The organism is Gulosibacter hominis (assembly GCF_904842695.1).
Taxonomy (GTDB): domain Bacteria; phylum Actinomycetota; class Actinomycetes; order Actinomycetales; family Microbacteriaceae; genus Gulosibacter; species Gulosibacter hominis.
The window spans coordinates 86,246-100,884 of the sequence record NZ_CAJGWQ010000007.1 but is presented as its reverse complement, the minus strand read 5'-3'; the positions used below and the strand labels follow the sequence as shown (position 1 = coordinate 100,884).

At 61.1% G+C, this 14,639-nt stretch carries 16 protein-coding genes; 12 read left to right on the top strand and 4 right to left on the bottom strand.

All coding sequences use genetic code 11. From position 1 onward, the window contains the following. Positions 1-22 precede the first annotated feature (22 nt). The gene (locus tag JMV54_RS06380) at positions 23-1,900 is read right to left on the bottom strand and encodes a phosphoenolpyruvate carboxykinase (GTP) (protein ID WP_201518085.1); all 1,878 of its coding nucleotides are present in this window, start codon (positions 1,898-1,900) and stop codon (positions 23-25) included. A gap of 228 nt (positions 1,901-2,128) precedes the next feature. On the opposite strand from JMV54_RS06380, the gene nrdI reads away from it, so the two are divergent. The 6 genes from nrdI (at position 2,129) to JMV54_RS06350 (ending at position 5,843) form a co-directional block, all read left to right on the top strand. Continuing rightward, the gene (gene nrdI, locus JMV54_RS06375; RefSeq protein WP_201518084.1) at positions 2,129-2,683 is read left to right on the top strand and encodes a class Ib ribonucleoside-diphosphate reductase assembly flavoprotein NrdI; all 555 of its coding nucleotides are present in this window, start codon (positions 2,129-2,131) and stop codon (positions 2,681-2,683) included. After that, on the top strand, positions 2,680-3,708 hold the full coding sequence (gene nrdF, locus JMV54_RS06370; RefSeq protein WP_201518083.1) for a class 1b ribonucleoside-diphosphate reductase subunit beta: 1,029 nt from the start codon (positions 2,680-2,682) through the stop codon (positions 3,706-3,708). Before nrdI ends, nrdF begins: the two co-directional genes overlap by 4 nt. After that, positions 3,689-3,994, top strand: coding sequence for a hypothetical protein (locus JMV54_RS06365; RefSeq protein ID WP_201518082.1), 306 nt, complete (start codon positions 3,689-3,691; stop codon positions 3,992-3,994). The genes nrdF and JMV54_RS06365 overlap by 20 nt, the downstream gene beginning before the upstream one ends. 117 nt (positions 3,995-4,111) lie before the next feature. Beyond that, positions 4,112-4,684 carry an NADPH-dependent FMN reductase gene (locus tag JMV54_RS06360; protein ID WP_201518081.1) on the top strand — a complete coding sequence of 191 codons (573 nt, stop codon included), beginning with the start codon at positions 4,112-4,114 and terminating at the stop codon, positions 4,682-4,684. A gap of 140 nt (positions 4,685-4,824) precedes the next feature. After that, positions 4,825-5,523 (top strand): AzlC family ABC transporter permease, encoded by a 699-nt coding sequence (locus JMV54_RS06355; RefSeq protein WP_201518080.1) that lies wholly within the window; start codon positions 4,825-4,827, stop codon positions 5,521-5,523. Continuing rightward, positions 5,520-5,843 (top strand): branched-chain amino acid transporter permease, encoded by a 324-nt coding sequence (locus JMV54_RS06350; RefSeq protein ID WP_201518079.1) that lies wholly within the window; start codon positions 5,520-5,522, stop codon positions 5,841-5,843. Before JMV54_RS06355 ends, JMV54_RS06350 begins: the two co-directional genes overlap by 4 nt. On the opposite strand, the gene JMV54_RS06345 is transcribed toward JMV54_RS06350, so the two are convergent. Further along, entirely contained in the window at positions 5,818-6,810 is a 993-nt protein-coding gene (locus JMV54_RS06345; protein WP_201518078.1) for an acyltransferase family protein, read from the bottom strand. The genes JMV54_RS06350 and JMV54_RS06345 overlap by 26 nt on opposite strands. A 139-nt stretch (positions 6,811-6,949) precedes the next feature. Here JMV54_RS06345 and serA point away from each other — a divergent pair, with 139 nt between their 5' ends. The 6 genes from serA (at position 6,950) to JMV54_RS06315 (ending at position 12,592) form a co-directional block, all read left to right on the top strand. After that, entirely contained in the window at positions 6,950-8,161 is a 1,212-nt protein-coding gene (gene serA, locus JMV54_RS06340; protein ID WP_201518077.1) for a phosphoglycerate dehydrogenase, read from the top strand. A gap of 52 nt (positions 8,162-8,213) precedes the next feature. Further along, positions 8,214-8,921, top strand: coding sequence for a hydrogen peroxide-dependent heme synthase (hemQ, locus tag JMV54_RS06335; RefSeq protein WP_201518076.1), 708 nt, complete (start codon positions 8,214-8,216; stop codon positions 8,919-8,921). Continuing rightward, on the top strand, positions 8,922-10,190 hold the full coding sequence (locus JMV54_RS06330) for a ferrochelatase (RefSeq protein WP_420842080.1): 1,269 nt from the start codon (positions 8,922-8,924) through the stop codon (positions 10,188-10,190). It begins immediately after the preceding gene. A 143-nt stretch (positions 10,191-10,333) separates the two neighbouring features. Next, complete coding sequence (locus JMV54_RS06325; protein ID WP_201518075.1) at positions 10,334-11,404, top strand: hypothetical protein; 1,071 nt, start codon at positions 10,334-10,336, stop codon at positions 11,402-11,404. A gap of 148 nt (positions 11,405-11,552) precedes the next feature. Then, on the top strand, positions 11,553-12,233 hold the full coding sequence (locus tag JMV54_RS06320) for an HdeD family acid-resistance protein (protein WP_201518074.1): 681 nt from the start codon (positions 11,553-11,555) through the stop codon (positions 12,231-12,233). Beyond that, positions 12,230-12,592, top strand: coding sequence for a hypothetical protein (locus tag JMV54_RS06315; RefSeq protein WP_201518073.1), 363 nt, complete (start codon positions 12,230-12,232; stop codon positions 12,590-12,592). Before JMV54_RS06320 ends, JMV54_RS06315 begins: the two co-directional genes overlap by 4 nt. Positions 12,593-12,680: 88 nt before the next feature. Here the strand turns inward: JMV54_RS06315 and purB are convergent, their stop codons facing one another. Continuing rightward, the gene (purB, locus tag JMV54_RS06310) at positions 12,681-14,063 is read right to left on the bottom strand and encodes an adenylosuccinate lyase (protein ID WP_201518072.1); all 1,383 of its coding nucleotides are present in this window, start codon (positions 14,061-14,063) and stop codon (positions 12,681-12,683) included. 10 nt (positions 14,064-14,073) lie between these two features. After that, positions 14,074-14,601 carry a low molecular weight protein-tyrosine-phosphatase gene (locus JMV54_RS06305; protein ID WP_201518071.1) on the bottom strand — a complete coding sequence of 176 codons (528 nt, stop codon included), beginning with the start codon at positions 14,599-14,601 and terminating at the stop codon, positions 14,074-14,076. Between the last annotated feature and the right edge of the window lie 38 nt (positions 14,602-14,639).

The following is a 14,639-nucleotide window of genomic DNA, read 5'->3' as shown; positions in this document are numbered from 1 at the left end:
TTGTTTCCACGATTATGCTCGCTCACTCCCCAGTGATGGCAGATGCAGAAGGTTCAGCCACAGACGCTTGCTCGGCGAGCGCCGCGCGCAGCTTGCGATGCGCATCCCAAATCTCGGCGGGAAGGTCGGGCAGTTCTGCCAGGTGTTCTTGCCGGTACTGGCACTCTTCCATCCAGCGGTCGGTGTCGATCTGCAGCAGCTGTTCGAGATCGGCCGCGGGAATCTCGAGTCCGCTGAGGTCGAGCTCGGCTGCCGTTGGGATAACGCCCACCGGGGTCTGCTGTCCGTGTACATCTCCCGCTCGGTACTGCATCAGCCAGTTGAGTGCGCGCAAGTTTTCGCGGTAGCCGGGCCACAGGTAGTGCCCATCTTCAGGGGCGCGCTGGAACCAGTTGACGTGCGCGAAAACGGGCAGCTGTCGCACCTGACTCAACACGTCGAGCCAGTGCTGGGCGTAGCGGCCTTCGGAGTACGAGAAGAATGGACGCATCGACATGGGGTCGTATCGCAGCTGGCCGTCGAGGCCCTCGGCGGCAAATGTTGCCTCGGCGCCCAGCGTGAGCCCGTCGTAGACACCGTCAGCAACCGTTTCGATCGCGCGAATGAGTGGTTCGCGGTCGCGGGTGCGGCCACCGAAGATAATGGCGTCCACCACCACACCGGCGGGGTCGGCGGCATCAGCAGCGAGGTTGGGGATGCGGTCGAGTGCCACCGTGAATCGGCTGTTCGGATGCGCCCACGGTGCGGATTGCTCTGCTGGTTGACGCTCGGCAATCGATGCGCCGGTCCAGTCGAGCCAGCCATCGAGGTTGGTTGGTGGCTGCGGGGTGAGTCCCTCCCACCACACCTCGCCGGTGCGTTCGTTGTAGGCGGTGTTGGTGAAGATGGCTCCCGAACCCGGTGCGATTGCTTCCATTGCGGTCGGATTCGTGAGTTCGTTCGTGTTCTTGGCTACGCCAAAGGCGCCGTTTTCGGGGTTGATTGCGCGTAGGCAGCCGTCGTCATCCACCCACATCCAGGCAATATCGTCGCCGTAGAAGTCAACCCGGTATCGCTCTCCGAGTGCTTGGGGCGGTAGCGTCATGGCCAGGTTCGTTTTGCCGGAGGCGCTGGGGAACCCGCCGCAGATATGTGCGGTCTTGCCGGTTTCGAGGTCGCGAACGCCGAGCAGCAGGAACTGTTCTGCGAGGAATCGACCTGAACTGCGGCCGTCGTAGGAGGCTTGACGTAGGGCGTGCGCGATTTTGCCGAGGAGGGCATTGCCGCCGTAAGCCGAGCCAAAGTGGAGGATGGTGCGCTCGTCGGCAATGGTGGCGAACAGTCGTTGGTCATTGGCAGTGCCGTGGCCGAGTGCATCCGGATTGCCGGTGACCTGCACGCCGCGCACAAAGAAGTCGGGGTCGGTAAGCGTGGCGAAGTGGTCGATTCCCACGCGAGCCATGCGGATCATCTGCAGCACGACGCCGCGATTGTCGGTGAGTTCGACACCGGCGGCATAGGGAGCAAGCGGGCTACCGGTGGGTGCCATGAGGTAGGGGACGACATACATTGTCTTGCCTCGGGATGCGCCGCGCATCCGTTCGATGAGCTGCGGCTTCACTTCCGCTGTCGGCTGCCAGTTGTTGTAGCGACCGCGATCGGCGGGGTTGGAGGTGGCCACAAGCGTGCGCTCTTCAGAGCGGGCGGTGTCGCCCGGGTGTGACCGCGAATAGTAGCGGTTGTCACCGGCGGGAAAGAGCTCACCGGCAGCGAGCGCCTCATTGATGAGCCTGGCATCGTCGGCCGCCGAAACTAGCTCGATGCGCTCGGGTTCGGTGATCTTGGCCCATTCGGATACGAACGTTCGGATGCTCTCGTTGGAAATTTCGTCAGGAATTGGAATCCTGTTCGGTTCGCTCATCGCACAACCTCACTCGTTGACTTTCGGGCCGCGCACAGCCCGTGTGGAACCGCGAATCGGACGGTTCGCAGCCACCCTGATACTTGCGCCAACTCTAATGTTCGGCAACACGAACTCTCAAGCATGGGCGTGTCGTACTTGAGGGTGTACTGTTCAATCAGACACTAGATGTTGTGCTGATTGCCTGAATGCCCACTAGATGTTGTGGCGAGTTGGAGGGGGAGTGAAATGAGCACAGGTGCAAGTGTGCGCCGATCAGTTTGTACCACCCAGGACGTGCGGGTCTTGGAAGGAGCCGACTCACCCGACCTGGTGTACTTCTCGAGCGTTTCCGAAAACACCCGGCGGTTCGTCGACCGGCTTGATCGAGATGCGGTTCGCATTCCGCTGCGCCCCCGAGTTGAGGGGATGATTCGGGTCACCCGGCCGTTTGTACTGGTCGTTCCCACATATGGCGGGGGAGAACGTAGCGGCGCCGTGCCCAAGCAGGTGATCCAGTTTCTCAACGACCCCGCCAATCGCGCCCTCATTCGCGGCGTCATCACCGCCGGAAACACCAACTTCGGTGAGTACTACTGCCTCGCTGGCCCCATTATCTCGGCCAAGTGTCGGGTGCCCGAGCTCTATCGCTTCGAACTGCTCGGCACCGACCGGGATGTGGAGCGGGTCAACGAGGGACTCACCGAGTTTTGGGCGCGCATCCAGCCGAAGCCCATCGATTTGCGCGATCCGTCAGCTTCCGAACGCAGCCAACCATTGATCACCGAAGGACAACCTGTATGACCGACTCATCTGCATCCCCTCGACTCGTCACCGAACTCTCGGTCACTCCGCCGAGTTATCGGCATGACCCCACCGCGCGGCTGCGCCCCATCAACTGGAACCGCATCGCCGACGACAAAGATCTCGAAGTGTGGAATCGGCTCACCGCCAACTTCTGGCTCCCCGAGAAGGTGCCGCTTTCAAACGACCTGCCGGCCTGGCAGCAAATGAGCGAAGTGGAACGCACCCTCACCATGCGGGTGTTTACGGGTCTGACCATGCTCGACACCGTGCAGGCCACCGTCGGTGAGATCTGCCAGATTCAGGATGCGCGCACCGAGCACGAAGAGGCCGTCTACACCAACATCGCGTTCATGCAGTCGGTGCATGCCCGCTCGTACTCGTCGGTGTTCTCGACGCTCACCTCAACCCCCGAAATCGACTCGGCCTATCGCTGGGCAATCGGCAACGATCTGCTGCAGGAACGGTGCAAAAAGGTGCTGCAGCACTACTACGGGTCGGATCCGCTGAAGCGGAAGGTGTCATCGACGCTGCTCTCATCACTGCTGCTGTACGCCGGGTTCTATTTGCCGCTGCACTTCTCGGTGCACGCAACCCTCACCAACACCGCCGATATGATCCGGCTGATCCTGCGCGATAAAGCAGTGCACGGGTATTACTCGGGCTACAAATACCAGCGCGGGCTCGAAACCTATGGCGAAGCCAAACAGGCAGAAATGCACGACTTCACCTTTGCACTGCTCGAAGAGCTCTATGAACTCGAACTGCAGTACTCGGGAGAACTCTACGAGCCGCTCGGACTCATGGATGATGTCGCGGTATTTGTGCGCTACAACGCCAACAAAGCCCTCATGAACCTCGGCTATCCGCAGCGATTCACCGCCGAAGAAACGCAGGTAAAACCCGAGATCCTGGCTGCGCTCTCACCCGGCAGCGACGAGAATCACGACTTCTTCAGTGGTTCGGGATCGAGCTACGTCATTGGCAAGGGAGAGGACACCACGGATGACGACTGGAACTTCTAAGCCATCTCCCGAACCTATGCCGCGTCCCGACAGTGGCTCGTGGCTCGAAACCATCGCGTTGTTCGAGGCGATCCGCGAAGGTAACCAGCCTGCGGCCCATCGATTGTTGTGCACCAGCGCCAAACGAGATGCGGTGCTTGGCGGTCTCTTCTCGCTGCTCGGGGTCTTGTTGCGCGCGGAAGATGCCATGGACAGAGCCAAACTCGATCGCTTCATTGAGGTGTCCCACCGTGCAGGTCCGCCGCCAGCGTTTGGGGCGCGACCATTTATACCGCCTCAAAGCTGAGCCCGCTTCACCAACTGAGTCGACCGGCAACCGGCAGCGAACAGATGCTGCTGTGGCCAGGTGTCATGACCACTGCACTGCCACTGAACCCACCACCTACGAAAGTGAATCAACTCAATGACCAAGCACATCAGCGTAATTGTCGGCAGTCTGCGCCGCGGCTCGTTCGCGCGAAAGATTGCGCAGAACGTCATCCCGCTGTTCCCCGAGGGCTACCGGGTCAGCATCGTCGAGATTCGAGATCTTCCGCTCTACGACTTCGACTACGACGACCCTGAGGTCACCGACAAGCCAGTCCCCACCGAATACACCGCCTTCCGAAACACGATCAAAGCCTCTGACGGCATCCTGTTTGTGACACCCGAGAACAACCGCACGATTCCGGCGTGTGTGAAGAACGCAGTCGATATTGGTTCCAAGCCCAATAGTGATGTGGCCTGGAAGGGATTGCCGGTGGGCATCATCAGCCACTCGGTGGGCCGAATGGGTGGCTACTCGTCGCAAAAGAATCTGCGCCTGGCGCTCTCCTACTTCGATATGCCGACATTGGGGCAGCCAGAGGTGTTCCTGTCACAATCACCGGAGCTGTTCGACGGCGGTGACACGATCGTGCGCGAATCGACTGTGGCGTTCCTGCAGAACTACATTGATCGCTTCAGCAGCTTGGTAGCCGACCACAGCCACAGCTAGTCCCGCTCGCTGGCCGTAACGGTAACTGCGGTCGAGTAACCATCTACCCCATCACTAGCGGGCTTACGTGTTCCACTGCAATCAGTCACGGTGCCACCACCGGTTTGGCCCCGGTGCAAACTGGCGTGAGAATGGCGGGTATGAAACGAGCGACCGCGGCCCTGGGGCAAGACGTGCGCCAGGGGCTGGTCGACAGCTTCCCGGTGCTGTTTGCGTTCCTTCCGCTCGGGTTGTCGTTTGGGATGTACGCCGTTGCACTGGGGCTCGACTGGTATTGGGCGCCGATCACCGCGCTGTTTGTCTTCGCCGGTTCGCTCGAGTTTCTCGCGGTGTCGATGCTGCTCACCGGAGCGCCGCTACCGGCTGTTGCCACGACCACGTTTTTCGTGAACGCACGCCACGTCTTTTATGGTCTCTCGGTGCCGCTCGAACGCATCCGGCCGCTACCTCTGCGGCTCTACTCCATTCACGCGCTCACCGATGAGTCGTATGCGGTGCTCGGATCGAAGAACCCGGACGACCTGACCCCAACCCGCATGGTCACCGTCCAGATCTCCACACATATCTACTGGTCGGGCAGCGTGCTGGCGGGGGCGCTCGCGGCCACCGCGATTCCGTTTGATCTCAGCTTTATGGGCTTTGCGATGACGGCGCTGTTCGTGGTGCTGTCGCTAGAAGCCCTCAAACGCAGTCGTGAGTTTGGGCTCGCCGCCGCCGCGCTGCTGATTTCGGTGATCGCCGTGGTGGCTGCCCGTGAAGCAATGCTCGTCACCTCGATGCTCTCGTACCTGGTGGTTGCTCTGGTAGTGGTGATGGTTCGGAGGCGAGCGGCTGGATGAACCCGACTCACTCGATTGCGATTATTGCGGTGATGTCGATCGTCACCTTTGCGTTGCGTGCACTGCCGTTTGCGTTCGGTAAGTGGTTGCGTGAACAACCCGTTGTGCGTGAGCTCAGCCTGCTGCTGCCAATCGGGGTGATGACGGTGCTGGTGGTTTATTCGCTGCGCGACACGAGTTTTGTCGGCATCGACTGGGTGGCGCCCACCGTTGGGGTTGTGGTCACCGCCGGGCTGCATCTGTGGCGCTGGAATATCCTGTTGAGCCTGATCGGTGGCATCGGAGCCTATGGTGTCACGCTGCTGATTTTGGCCGGGTGAATAGCCGGCGCAGCTGGTCGATGCGAACGGGCAGCTCGAATAACCAGTACATATAGCGATAGGCGTAGGTCAGCAGCAGCGGGAAGCCGAAAGTGAACAGGGCGATGATCAGCCAGGTAATAACTGGTGGGAGCGCGACCTCCCAGACGGCGAGTGCCCGTGCCGCAAGCAGCATCGACACCGGATGCGCGCAGAACATCACGATCGAGTGGCGCCCAACGAATTCAAGGAAGGGCAATCGCGGTAGCCGTGGCGCCAGCCACAGCAAAAAAGCCAGCCCCGGAAGCGAAGCGAACACCCCGAGCGGATAGTCGGGGAGCACCAGGATGATTCGGTTCACGGATGCGTAGGCAAAGACAATTGCGGCGGTTCCCATCACGATCGGGAACCAGACCCCCAGCTGCTGTAGGCGAGTCAGATGGGGAGCGAGGGCTACTCCGGTGAAGAAGAAAAAGCTCCAGAACAGAAAAAAGCGGATGTCCTGGTCGGTTTCGCCAATCAGTAGCAGCGTGATCGGTCCGATGAGTGCGAGCACTGCGGCGGGAATGAACCGCACCAGTGGTGCGACCAGGTACACCCCGAGCAGCACGGCCAAATACCACAGGTGCAGCGGTCCCGAACGCCAGTAGTTGATATTGAACAGATCGACCTGGTCGACCACTGTCACGGCGGTGAGCGCACCCCAGACGAGGTAGGGCCACAGGATGCGTGAAACTTTGCCCCATAGATAGGTATCGAGCGGTTTTTTTAGCGAGGGCAGCAGGAGCAACCCCGAGAGCACCATCAATAGCGGCACCCGGTACGGCTCCAGCGAGCCAAAAAGGATTTGGCGCCCCTCGAATCGGAAATCGAATCCGAACTGGCGGGGGAAATCTAGCGAGTGATTGAAGGCAATCAGGATGACGGCCAGGCCTCGCAGCGCATCCATCCAATACAGTCGGGTGCGGGCAGGTTTGGATTGTGCCATCGCACCTCCTGAGCACGTTCATCGACCGGGTCTGCTGCGTGAGTTTTGAAAACACACCGTATCGCAGTTAGTCGTGCGCCCGGGTGGTGAGATGCGGGGTGCCGTGAACGGTATTCATCAGAGTCGTAAGATAAGGGGCATGAAGGCACTGCTTCTCGAGAACATCCACCCCGACGCGACCCGAATTCTTGAAGGCGAAGGAATTGAGGTTGAAACCCGTAAGGGTGCCCTCGATGAGGACGAGCTCATTGCAGCCCTCGACGGTGTGCAGCTGCTCGGTATTCGTTCAAAGACCCGGCTCACGAGGCGAGTGCTCGAAGCTCATCCGCAGCTGATCGCCGCGGGGGCCTTCTCGATCGGCACCAACCAGATCGACCTCGAAGCCGCTGCCGAACACTCGGTGGTGGTGTTTAACGCTCCCTACTCGAACACGCGCTCGGTGGTTGAGCTCGCCATTGGTGAGATCATCGCGATGGCCCGTCACCTCGGCGACCACAACCGCATGATGCACGACGGCGTGTGGAACAAAACCGCGAAGGGGTCGCATGAGGTTCGCGGCCGCACGCTGGGCATTGTGGGTTACGGCAATGTTGGGTCGCAGCTGTCGGTGCTCGCCGAAGCGCTGGGGATGCACGTGTACTTCTACGATGTGGTCGACCGGATGGCCATCGGTAATGCCGTGCGCTGCCGCACCCTCGAAGAGCTGTTGGAGACCGTCGAAACCGTCTCGATTCACGTGGACGGACGCCCCGAAAACGCCAACCTTTTCGATCGCGAAACTATCGCCATGATGCGTCCGCGCTCGCTGCTCATCAACCTGTCGCGCGGTCATGTGGTCGACCACGAGGCGCTGCGCGAGGCGATCGAATCGGGCCACATTGCCGGTGCTGCGGTTGATGTGTTCCCGAACGAACCGAAGAAGATGGGCGACCCGTTTGAGTCGGTGCTGCGCGGGCTCGACAATGTGATCCTGACCCCGCATATCGGTGGTTCTACCGCCGAGGCGCAGGAGGGTATCGGTCGTTTTGTTGCCGGTAAATTCCGCGACTACCTCAGCTCGGGTTCGACTTATATGTCGGTGAATCTCCCCGAGATTCAACTGGCTCCGGTCAGCGACGGTGTGCGTTTGTTGCACCTGCACCGCAACGAACCGAATGTGCTCGCTCGCGTGAACACGCTGCTGGGTGCCGCCGGCGCAAATATCGACAGTCAGCAGCTGGCCACCAGCGGCAACATCGGTTACGCCGTTACCGACTGCTCGAATGGTGTGCCCAGCGAAGTGATCGACCAGCTGCGCGATCTCGATGCCACGATGCGCCTGACGGTGCTCGGTGGTGCCGACCGCCGCTAGATTCGCATCGTACCTCGGGCCGGTTTGAGGTACTGCCGACTAAGCTGGAGGCATGGCAGAAACGATGCAGCCTTCTGGCAATCTCACGCAGTACACCAGTTACACCGTTTTCCGTCGGCCGGTATCGGCGCCGGATATTGACGATCTGGCGGGCGCAACCGCCGCCGTTGAGGCTGCGGTGGCCGAGGTGACTGCGAATGGTGTAACGGTTCGTGGTCTTTACGATGTGTCGGGATTCCGGCATGACGGCGATGTGCTGCTGTGGCTGCACGGCGATGACCCCGAGGCGCTGCAGGCCGCGATTCGCCGCATCCGGATGACCGCGCTGTTCGCACAGCTCGAAACCACCTGGAACGTATTCGGTGTGCACCGTGCCGCCGAGTTCAATGAGCGCCACATGCCGGCGTTCATGTACGGCAAAGAGCCAAAGAAGTGGATCAGCATCTACCCGTTCGTGCGCTCGTACGACTGGTACCTGCTCGACGAGGCTGACCGTAGCGAGATGCTGCGCGATCATGGGATGCGCGGCAGCAAGTTCAAGTCGGTGCTCGCCAACACTGTGGCGGCGTTTGCGATTAGCGACTACGAGTGGATGCTCGCATTTGAATCGGATGAGCTGTACGAGATCGTCGATATGATGCGTGATCTGCGCTACACCGAGGCGCGTCGCCACGTGCGTCACGAGACGCCCTTCTATGCGGGTCGTCGTATTGCAGCGAACGAGCTCGGTACGGTGCTTCGACACGGGGCGGGTGCCTAGTTGGCGGCCCAAAATCTCGGACGCAACAACTCGGATTCATCGCAGTCACCGCTCGGGCGTAAGCCAGCACCGGCATCGGATGCGCCGCTGTGCCCGGGGGCGGTGGTTTCGGCAGCCACCGAGCCTGCTCGCGACGGTAGTGCCTGGGTGAAAACGGGAGTTGACTACGACGGCATCCTGCTCACCTCGTTCGGTGGGCCCGAGGCGCAGGAGGATGTTATTCCGTTCCTGCGCAATGTGACCGCGGGTCGCGGCATTCCGGATGAGCGGCTCGAAGAGGTCGCAGTGCACTATCGCACGCACGGCGGGGTGAGCCCCATCAACGACCAGAACCGGCAGCTGCGCGATGCGCTCGCGGCCGAGCTTGAGCGGCGCGGTCACCAGCTGCCCGTGTACTGGGGAAACCGCAACTGGCATCCCTACATTGTTGATGCGCTGAACGACGCGCACGAAGCGGGTGCGAAGCGGCTGCTTGCTATCGCCACTAGTGCTTACGCATCGTATTCGTCATGCCGGCAGTACCGCGAAGACTACGCCGATGCGCTCGAGGCGTTGCAGCTGAACGGCGAGGTCGAAATCGATAAGGTGCGCCAGTTCTTTGACCACCCGGGTTTTGTGAAGCCTTTCGAACTGGGCTTGCGCGAGGCGATCGACAGCATCCTGGCCGAACTTCCCGAGCTGCAACCAGACGATATTGAGGTGCTGTTTACGACCCACTCGATCCCGACAGCGGATGCGGAGCAATCGGGTCCCGACAGCCGCGACTTTGGTGCTGGTGGTGCCTACGCCGCGCAGCACCTCGAGGTATCGCGCGCTGTTGTGACAAGCGTCGAGGAGGGCCTGGGAGGCACCCCGCTGAGCTGGCAGCTGGTGTACCAATCGCGTTCGGGTCCGCCGAGCCAGCCCTGGCTCGAGCCCGACATTAACGATGTGATCGAGGGCCTGCCGGCTGCGGGGAAGCGCGCCGTGATCGTGGTGCCGGTCGGTTTTGTGAGCGACCACATGGAAGTGCTTTGGGATCTCGATAATGAGGCGCGTCAGAGCGCGGCGGATGCGCAGCTGGCGTTCCGACGCACCCCGACCCCCGGCGTACATCCAGCTTTCGTGAGTGGCCTGGCCGATCTGGTTGAAGAACGGCTGGACGGTACTCCGAAGGCAGATCGTCCCGCCTGTACCGGCATTGGTCCGTGGTATGACGTGTGCCGGGCCGGCTGCTGTGAAAACACCAGGTTGGGTTTCCGTCCCGCGATCGCCGGTCTGCAGCCCTAGCGAGCGCACCTCGAATCATCCCGAGGTCATTGCACTGCTTCGGGACTGTTGGTCATCCTCTGGCGTGAAATTACCCGCTAAAAAATGACTGCAGTCTCGAGGCGTGCGAAGATAGCCGCAACATCATCAACGCGGAGGGAAGCATGTCGAATCAGTATCCGCCTGCCGGAGGGCAGGGTAACTACGACCCGAACTACCCGGGCGGTGACCAGCATGGTCAGTATGGTCAGCAGGCCGGCGGTAATGACTACGCCTCCTATTCGCAGGGCGGTGACCAGCAGGGATACGGCCAGTACGGTGGCCAGGATGCCCAGCAGGTCTATGGCGGCGAACAGGCCGGTTACGACAACTATGGTTACGACGGCGGTCAGTACGGCGACGGCTACGGCGACCAGTTTGGCGGCGGTTATGGCGACCAGTACCCGCCGGCAGGTGCCGGAAACGGCTACGGTGGCGGGCAGCCCGAACCCGAGAAAAAGGGTGTCGCGCCCTGGGTGTGGATTGTTGCCGCGGTAGCCGCTGTGGCGCTCGTTGTCGGTGGTGTTTTTGGTGTTATGGCGCTGATGAACAACGGCGACAACGGGTCGAACACCGCCGAGGAGCCGGCGAGTGACACCGGTGGCGGTGGGAACGGCGGCACCGATAATGGCGGCGGTGATAATGGTGACGACACCGATAATGGCGGCGGCGATAATGGTGACGACACCGATAACGGTGACGACGATAACGGCGGCGGTGGCGACTACAGCCTGAGCTCGCGCGCCGGCGTCAGCGACATCAGCATCGAAGGCTATGGCGGTAGTGACTTCACCCCGTACGACGCGGGTAGTGACCCGCACATGATGAGCGCCATGTCGAGCGACGGCTCGTGCCTGATCATGGCGCAGGTTATGCCCGACAGCGCCAGTGGCGTCAGCACCGACCAAATGCGTGGCCAGATGGGCGCGGCCCTGAGCGCCATGGGTGACCCAAACGGTAAGGCCGACGACCTCGGCACTGCCACCTACACCGACTCGAACGGCGAGCAGGTCGAATTCCTGCTGGTGAAGTTCTCGGGTAATTTCAGTGGCATCTCCGAAGCCTATGCGGCCGTCCACACCTTCCCCGAAAGTGATCACATGATGATGTTCGCGGGTATGTGCAGCAGCGGAACGATGTCGCAGTCAGATTTCCAGAGTGCGGCCGAAAAGATTGAGTTCACACTGAAGCCGTAGGGCACAGTATTTGAAGTGGCACCGACGCCTTAGGGGCGTCGGTGCCACGCTTTTCCCGCAACCTAGCCGTGTGCATCCTGCTTACCGGCCGAGACGACTGTGGCATCGGGTGGACGATAGACTTAGCCGTAGATCGGAGGAAGTGCTCATGAGTGGGTTTAAAGAGGCAGTGAGCCGCGACCATCGAATTCGCAACCTACCCGACAAGCTCTGGCTGTCGATGCTGTTGCGAGCCCTGCCCGCGATCGTCGGTGCCCTCGTGATCGCCTTTACGCCAGATCACTCGCCGCGTTTCGGGTTTTCTGTCTTTGGCGCGGTGGCGCTGTGGTCGGGTGTGATTGTTGGGTTTGAAGCGATCGGTATCAAGGGCCACCCACTGCGGCCGCTGGTCTTCACTCGCTCGATCATCACCGCGCTTACCGGCGGATTCTCACTGTTCATGGCCACCGGTGGCCACGACTGGGCCACCGTGCGCGCGTTCATTCTGACCATCGCCATCTGGGGTATCGTCACCGGCATCGTCGAATTGATCGGGGTGCCGTTCACCCGCAAACAGGCAATGTATGCGGGCGAAATTGTGATTTCGGGTGCGCTGACCCTGCTGCTTGGCGTGATCGTCGCCTTTGTGCCACCAGAACTGGATGCACCCTACGGCGGCCTGGAACACATCGAGGGATCGCTGACCGCATCCGTGCAGGCCGTGGGGCTCGTTGGTGCCTACCTCGCGGTGCTCGGTGTGCTCCTCGTGATCGAAGCCATTACCCTCTACCAGGCGCAGCGGAAAGCGGCGGCGGTAGAATCCACGCAACAGGAGGTTGCAGCGGAGTGACCAAAAACAACTCGAGTCAGGCCGATAACACAGACAAGGCGCAGCGTAAGGCGCTGATGAAACCGTTTGAGGTGCTCGCGATCTCAATCGGCATGGGCCTGTTCGTGGCCCTGCTGGTGATTTTTACCCTCAAAAATGTGGTTGCCGCCCTCGTGCTCGGCGCCGGCGTTGCGGTGCTCGCACTCGTGGTGATCGCGCTGCTGCTGCTCGGCTACAAACCAAACCCTGATGTGCCGGTATATCTCGACCGAGATCTTTACGACTCGGGCGAACCCGGTGCGCAGCAGGCCGCACTCAAGGTCGACCCCGATGCGCTCGGCAAAAAGCTGCCGCGCGAAGAACCAGACACCGACAACTAGTCGAGTTGCCAACGAAAACCGGCCGGGTTCCAGCGTTGAGCGCTGATACCCGGCCGGTTTATTCAGTGGGATTATTCGAACGTCACTGCTAGCGCAGCCGGTCGATGAGCTCGTTCGAACGACCCGTGTAGCTTGCGGGAGTGAGCTCACGCAGCTGCTGCTTTGCCGCATCCGAAATATCGAGACCATCAACGAACGCGATTAATTCGTCACGGCCAACCGAGTGACCGCGGGTGAGCTCTTTCAGCACCGCGTACGGGTCGTCGATGCTGGAGCGGCCGGCCACCTTCTCGGCACGAATAACGGTCTGAATGGCCTCGGCCAGCACCTCCCAATTACCGTCGAGCTCCTCGGCGAGACGGTCAGAGTTCACCGCCAGTGCATCCAGGCCCTTGGCCACGTTCGAGATGGCCAGCAGTGAGTGACCAAAACCGACGCCGATATTGCGCTGCGATGACGAATCGGTGAGGTCACGCTGCATCCGCGAAGTGACGAGAGTCTGTGCGAGCGAGTCGAGCACGGCACACGACATTTCGAGGTTCGATTCGGCGTTTTCGAAGCGGATCGGATTGATTTTGTGCGGCATAGTCGACGAACCGGTCGCGCCCGGAGCCGGAATTTGCTTGAACACACCGCGCATGATGTACAGCCACACATCCGAGCAAAAATTGTGCAGGATGCGGTTGAAATGGCCGATGGCACCGTAAAGTTCAGCCTGCCAATCGTGCGACTCAATCTGCGTGGTCAGTGGGTTCCACACCAGGCCGAGACGGCCGGTGAACTGTTCGGCCACCGACTCCCAATCGGTTTCGGGGCTCGACACCAGATGCGCGGCAAAATTACCGGTGGCACCGGCCCACTTGCCCAGATATTCCTGCGATTCAATGCGCCGCAGCTGGCGACGCAGGCGATGGGCCACCACCGCCAGCTCTTTGCCGAGGGTGGTGGGGGTTGCCGGCTGGCCGTGCGTGAGCGAAAGCATCGGCTGAGCACGCTCGGCAACGGCGAGCGCGCCGATCTGATCGACGAGCGCGGTGGCCGCGGGCAGCCAAACCTGTTCGATCGCATCCCGGATGGTGATCGCGTAGGCGGTGTTGTTGATGTCTTCTGAAGTGCAGCCAAAGTGGGTCAGCTCGGCGATCGAGTTGAGGCCGAGCTCGTCGAGCCGCGCCCGAACGTAATATTCGACGGCCTTAACGTCGTGCTTCGTGACCGCTTCGATCTCGGCGAGCTCGTCGATTGCTCGCTGATCAAAATCGGCAACCACCTGGCGCAACGCCTGCTGCTGCTCGGCCGACAGCGGTTCGGTACCAAACATGCGCAGGTCGGTGAGCTGGATGAGCCACTCGATCTCGACCTTCACCCGGGCGCGGTTGAGGGCGGCCTCGCTGAGGTGCTCACCGATCGGTGCCACCGCGGCAAAATACCGATTGTCGAGGGGGCTGAGGTATTGGTCTGGCAGGGGGCTCATGCGCATCCATTCATCTGTTCGTTTCGCGGCGGGCGGCGCGAACTGCGGGTTCAATCTGGGTGAGCAGATTCTTACAGGCGCGCTCGATCTGCTCGAGAACGCGGTCGAATAGCTCGTCATTCCCATAGTAGGGATCGGGCACCTCGCCCGCCGCGTTGCTGAGCGGGTCAAATTCACACAGCGGGTGAATCAGCATCCGCTGTGCCTCATTTTCGGCCCAGGCGCGCAGGATGCGGCGCTGGCCGCGGTCGAAGGTGACGATGAGGTCGTAGTTTTCGAAGGTGGCCGGGTCGAACTGTTTGGCGCGGTGGTTGGGCACCTCATAGCCGGCGCGGTCGAGGGCCGCGCGGGTGCGGGGATCGGCCTGCTCGCCAACGTGCCATTCGCCAGTGCCAGCCGACGTGATTTCGAGGTCACGTTCAAAACCGTGCTCGCGCGCGAGCGATCGGGTGATTGCCTCGGCCATTGGTGAGCGGCAGATATTGCCGGTGCACACAAATGTCAGCCGAAAGATCGGTGAATGGTCCACGGGCGCCATATTTCTATTGTTACCCATTCGCCGGTCGCATAGTTCGC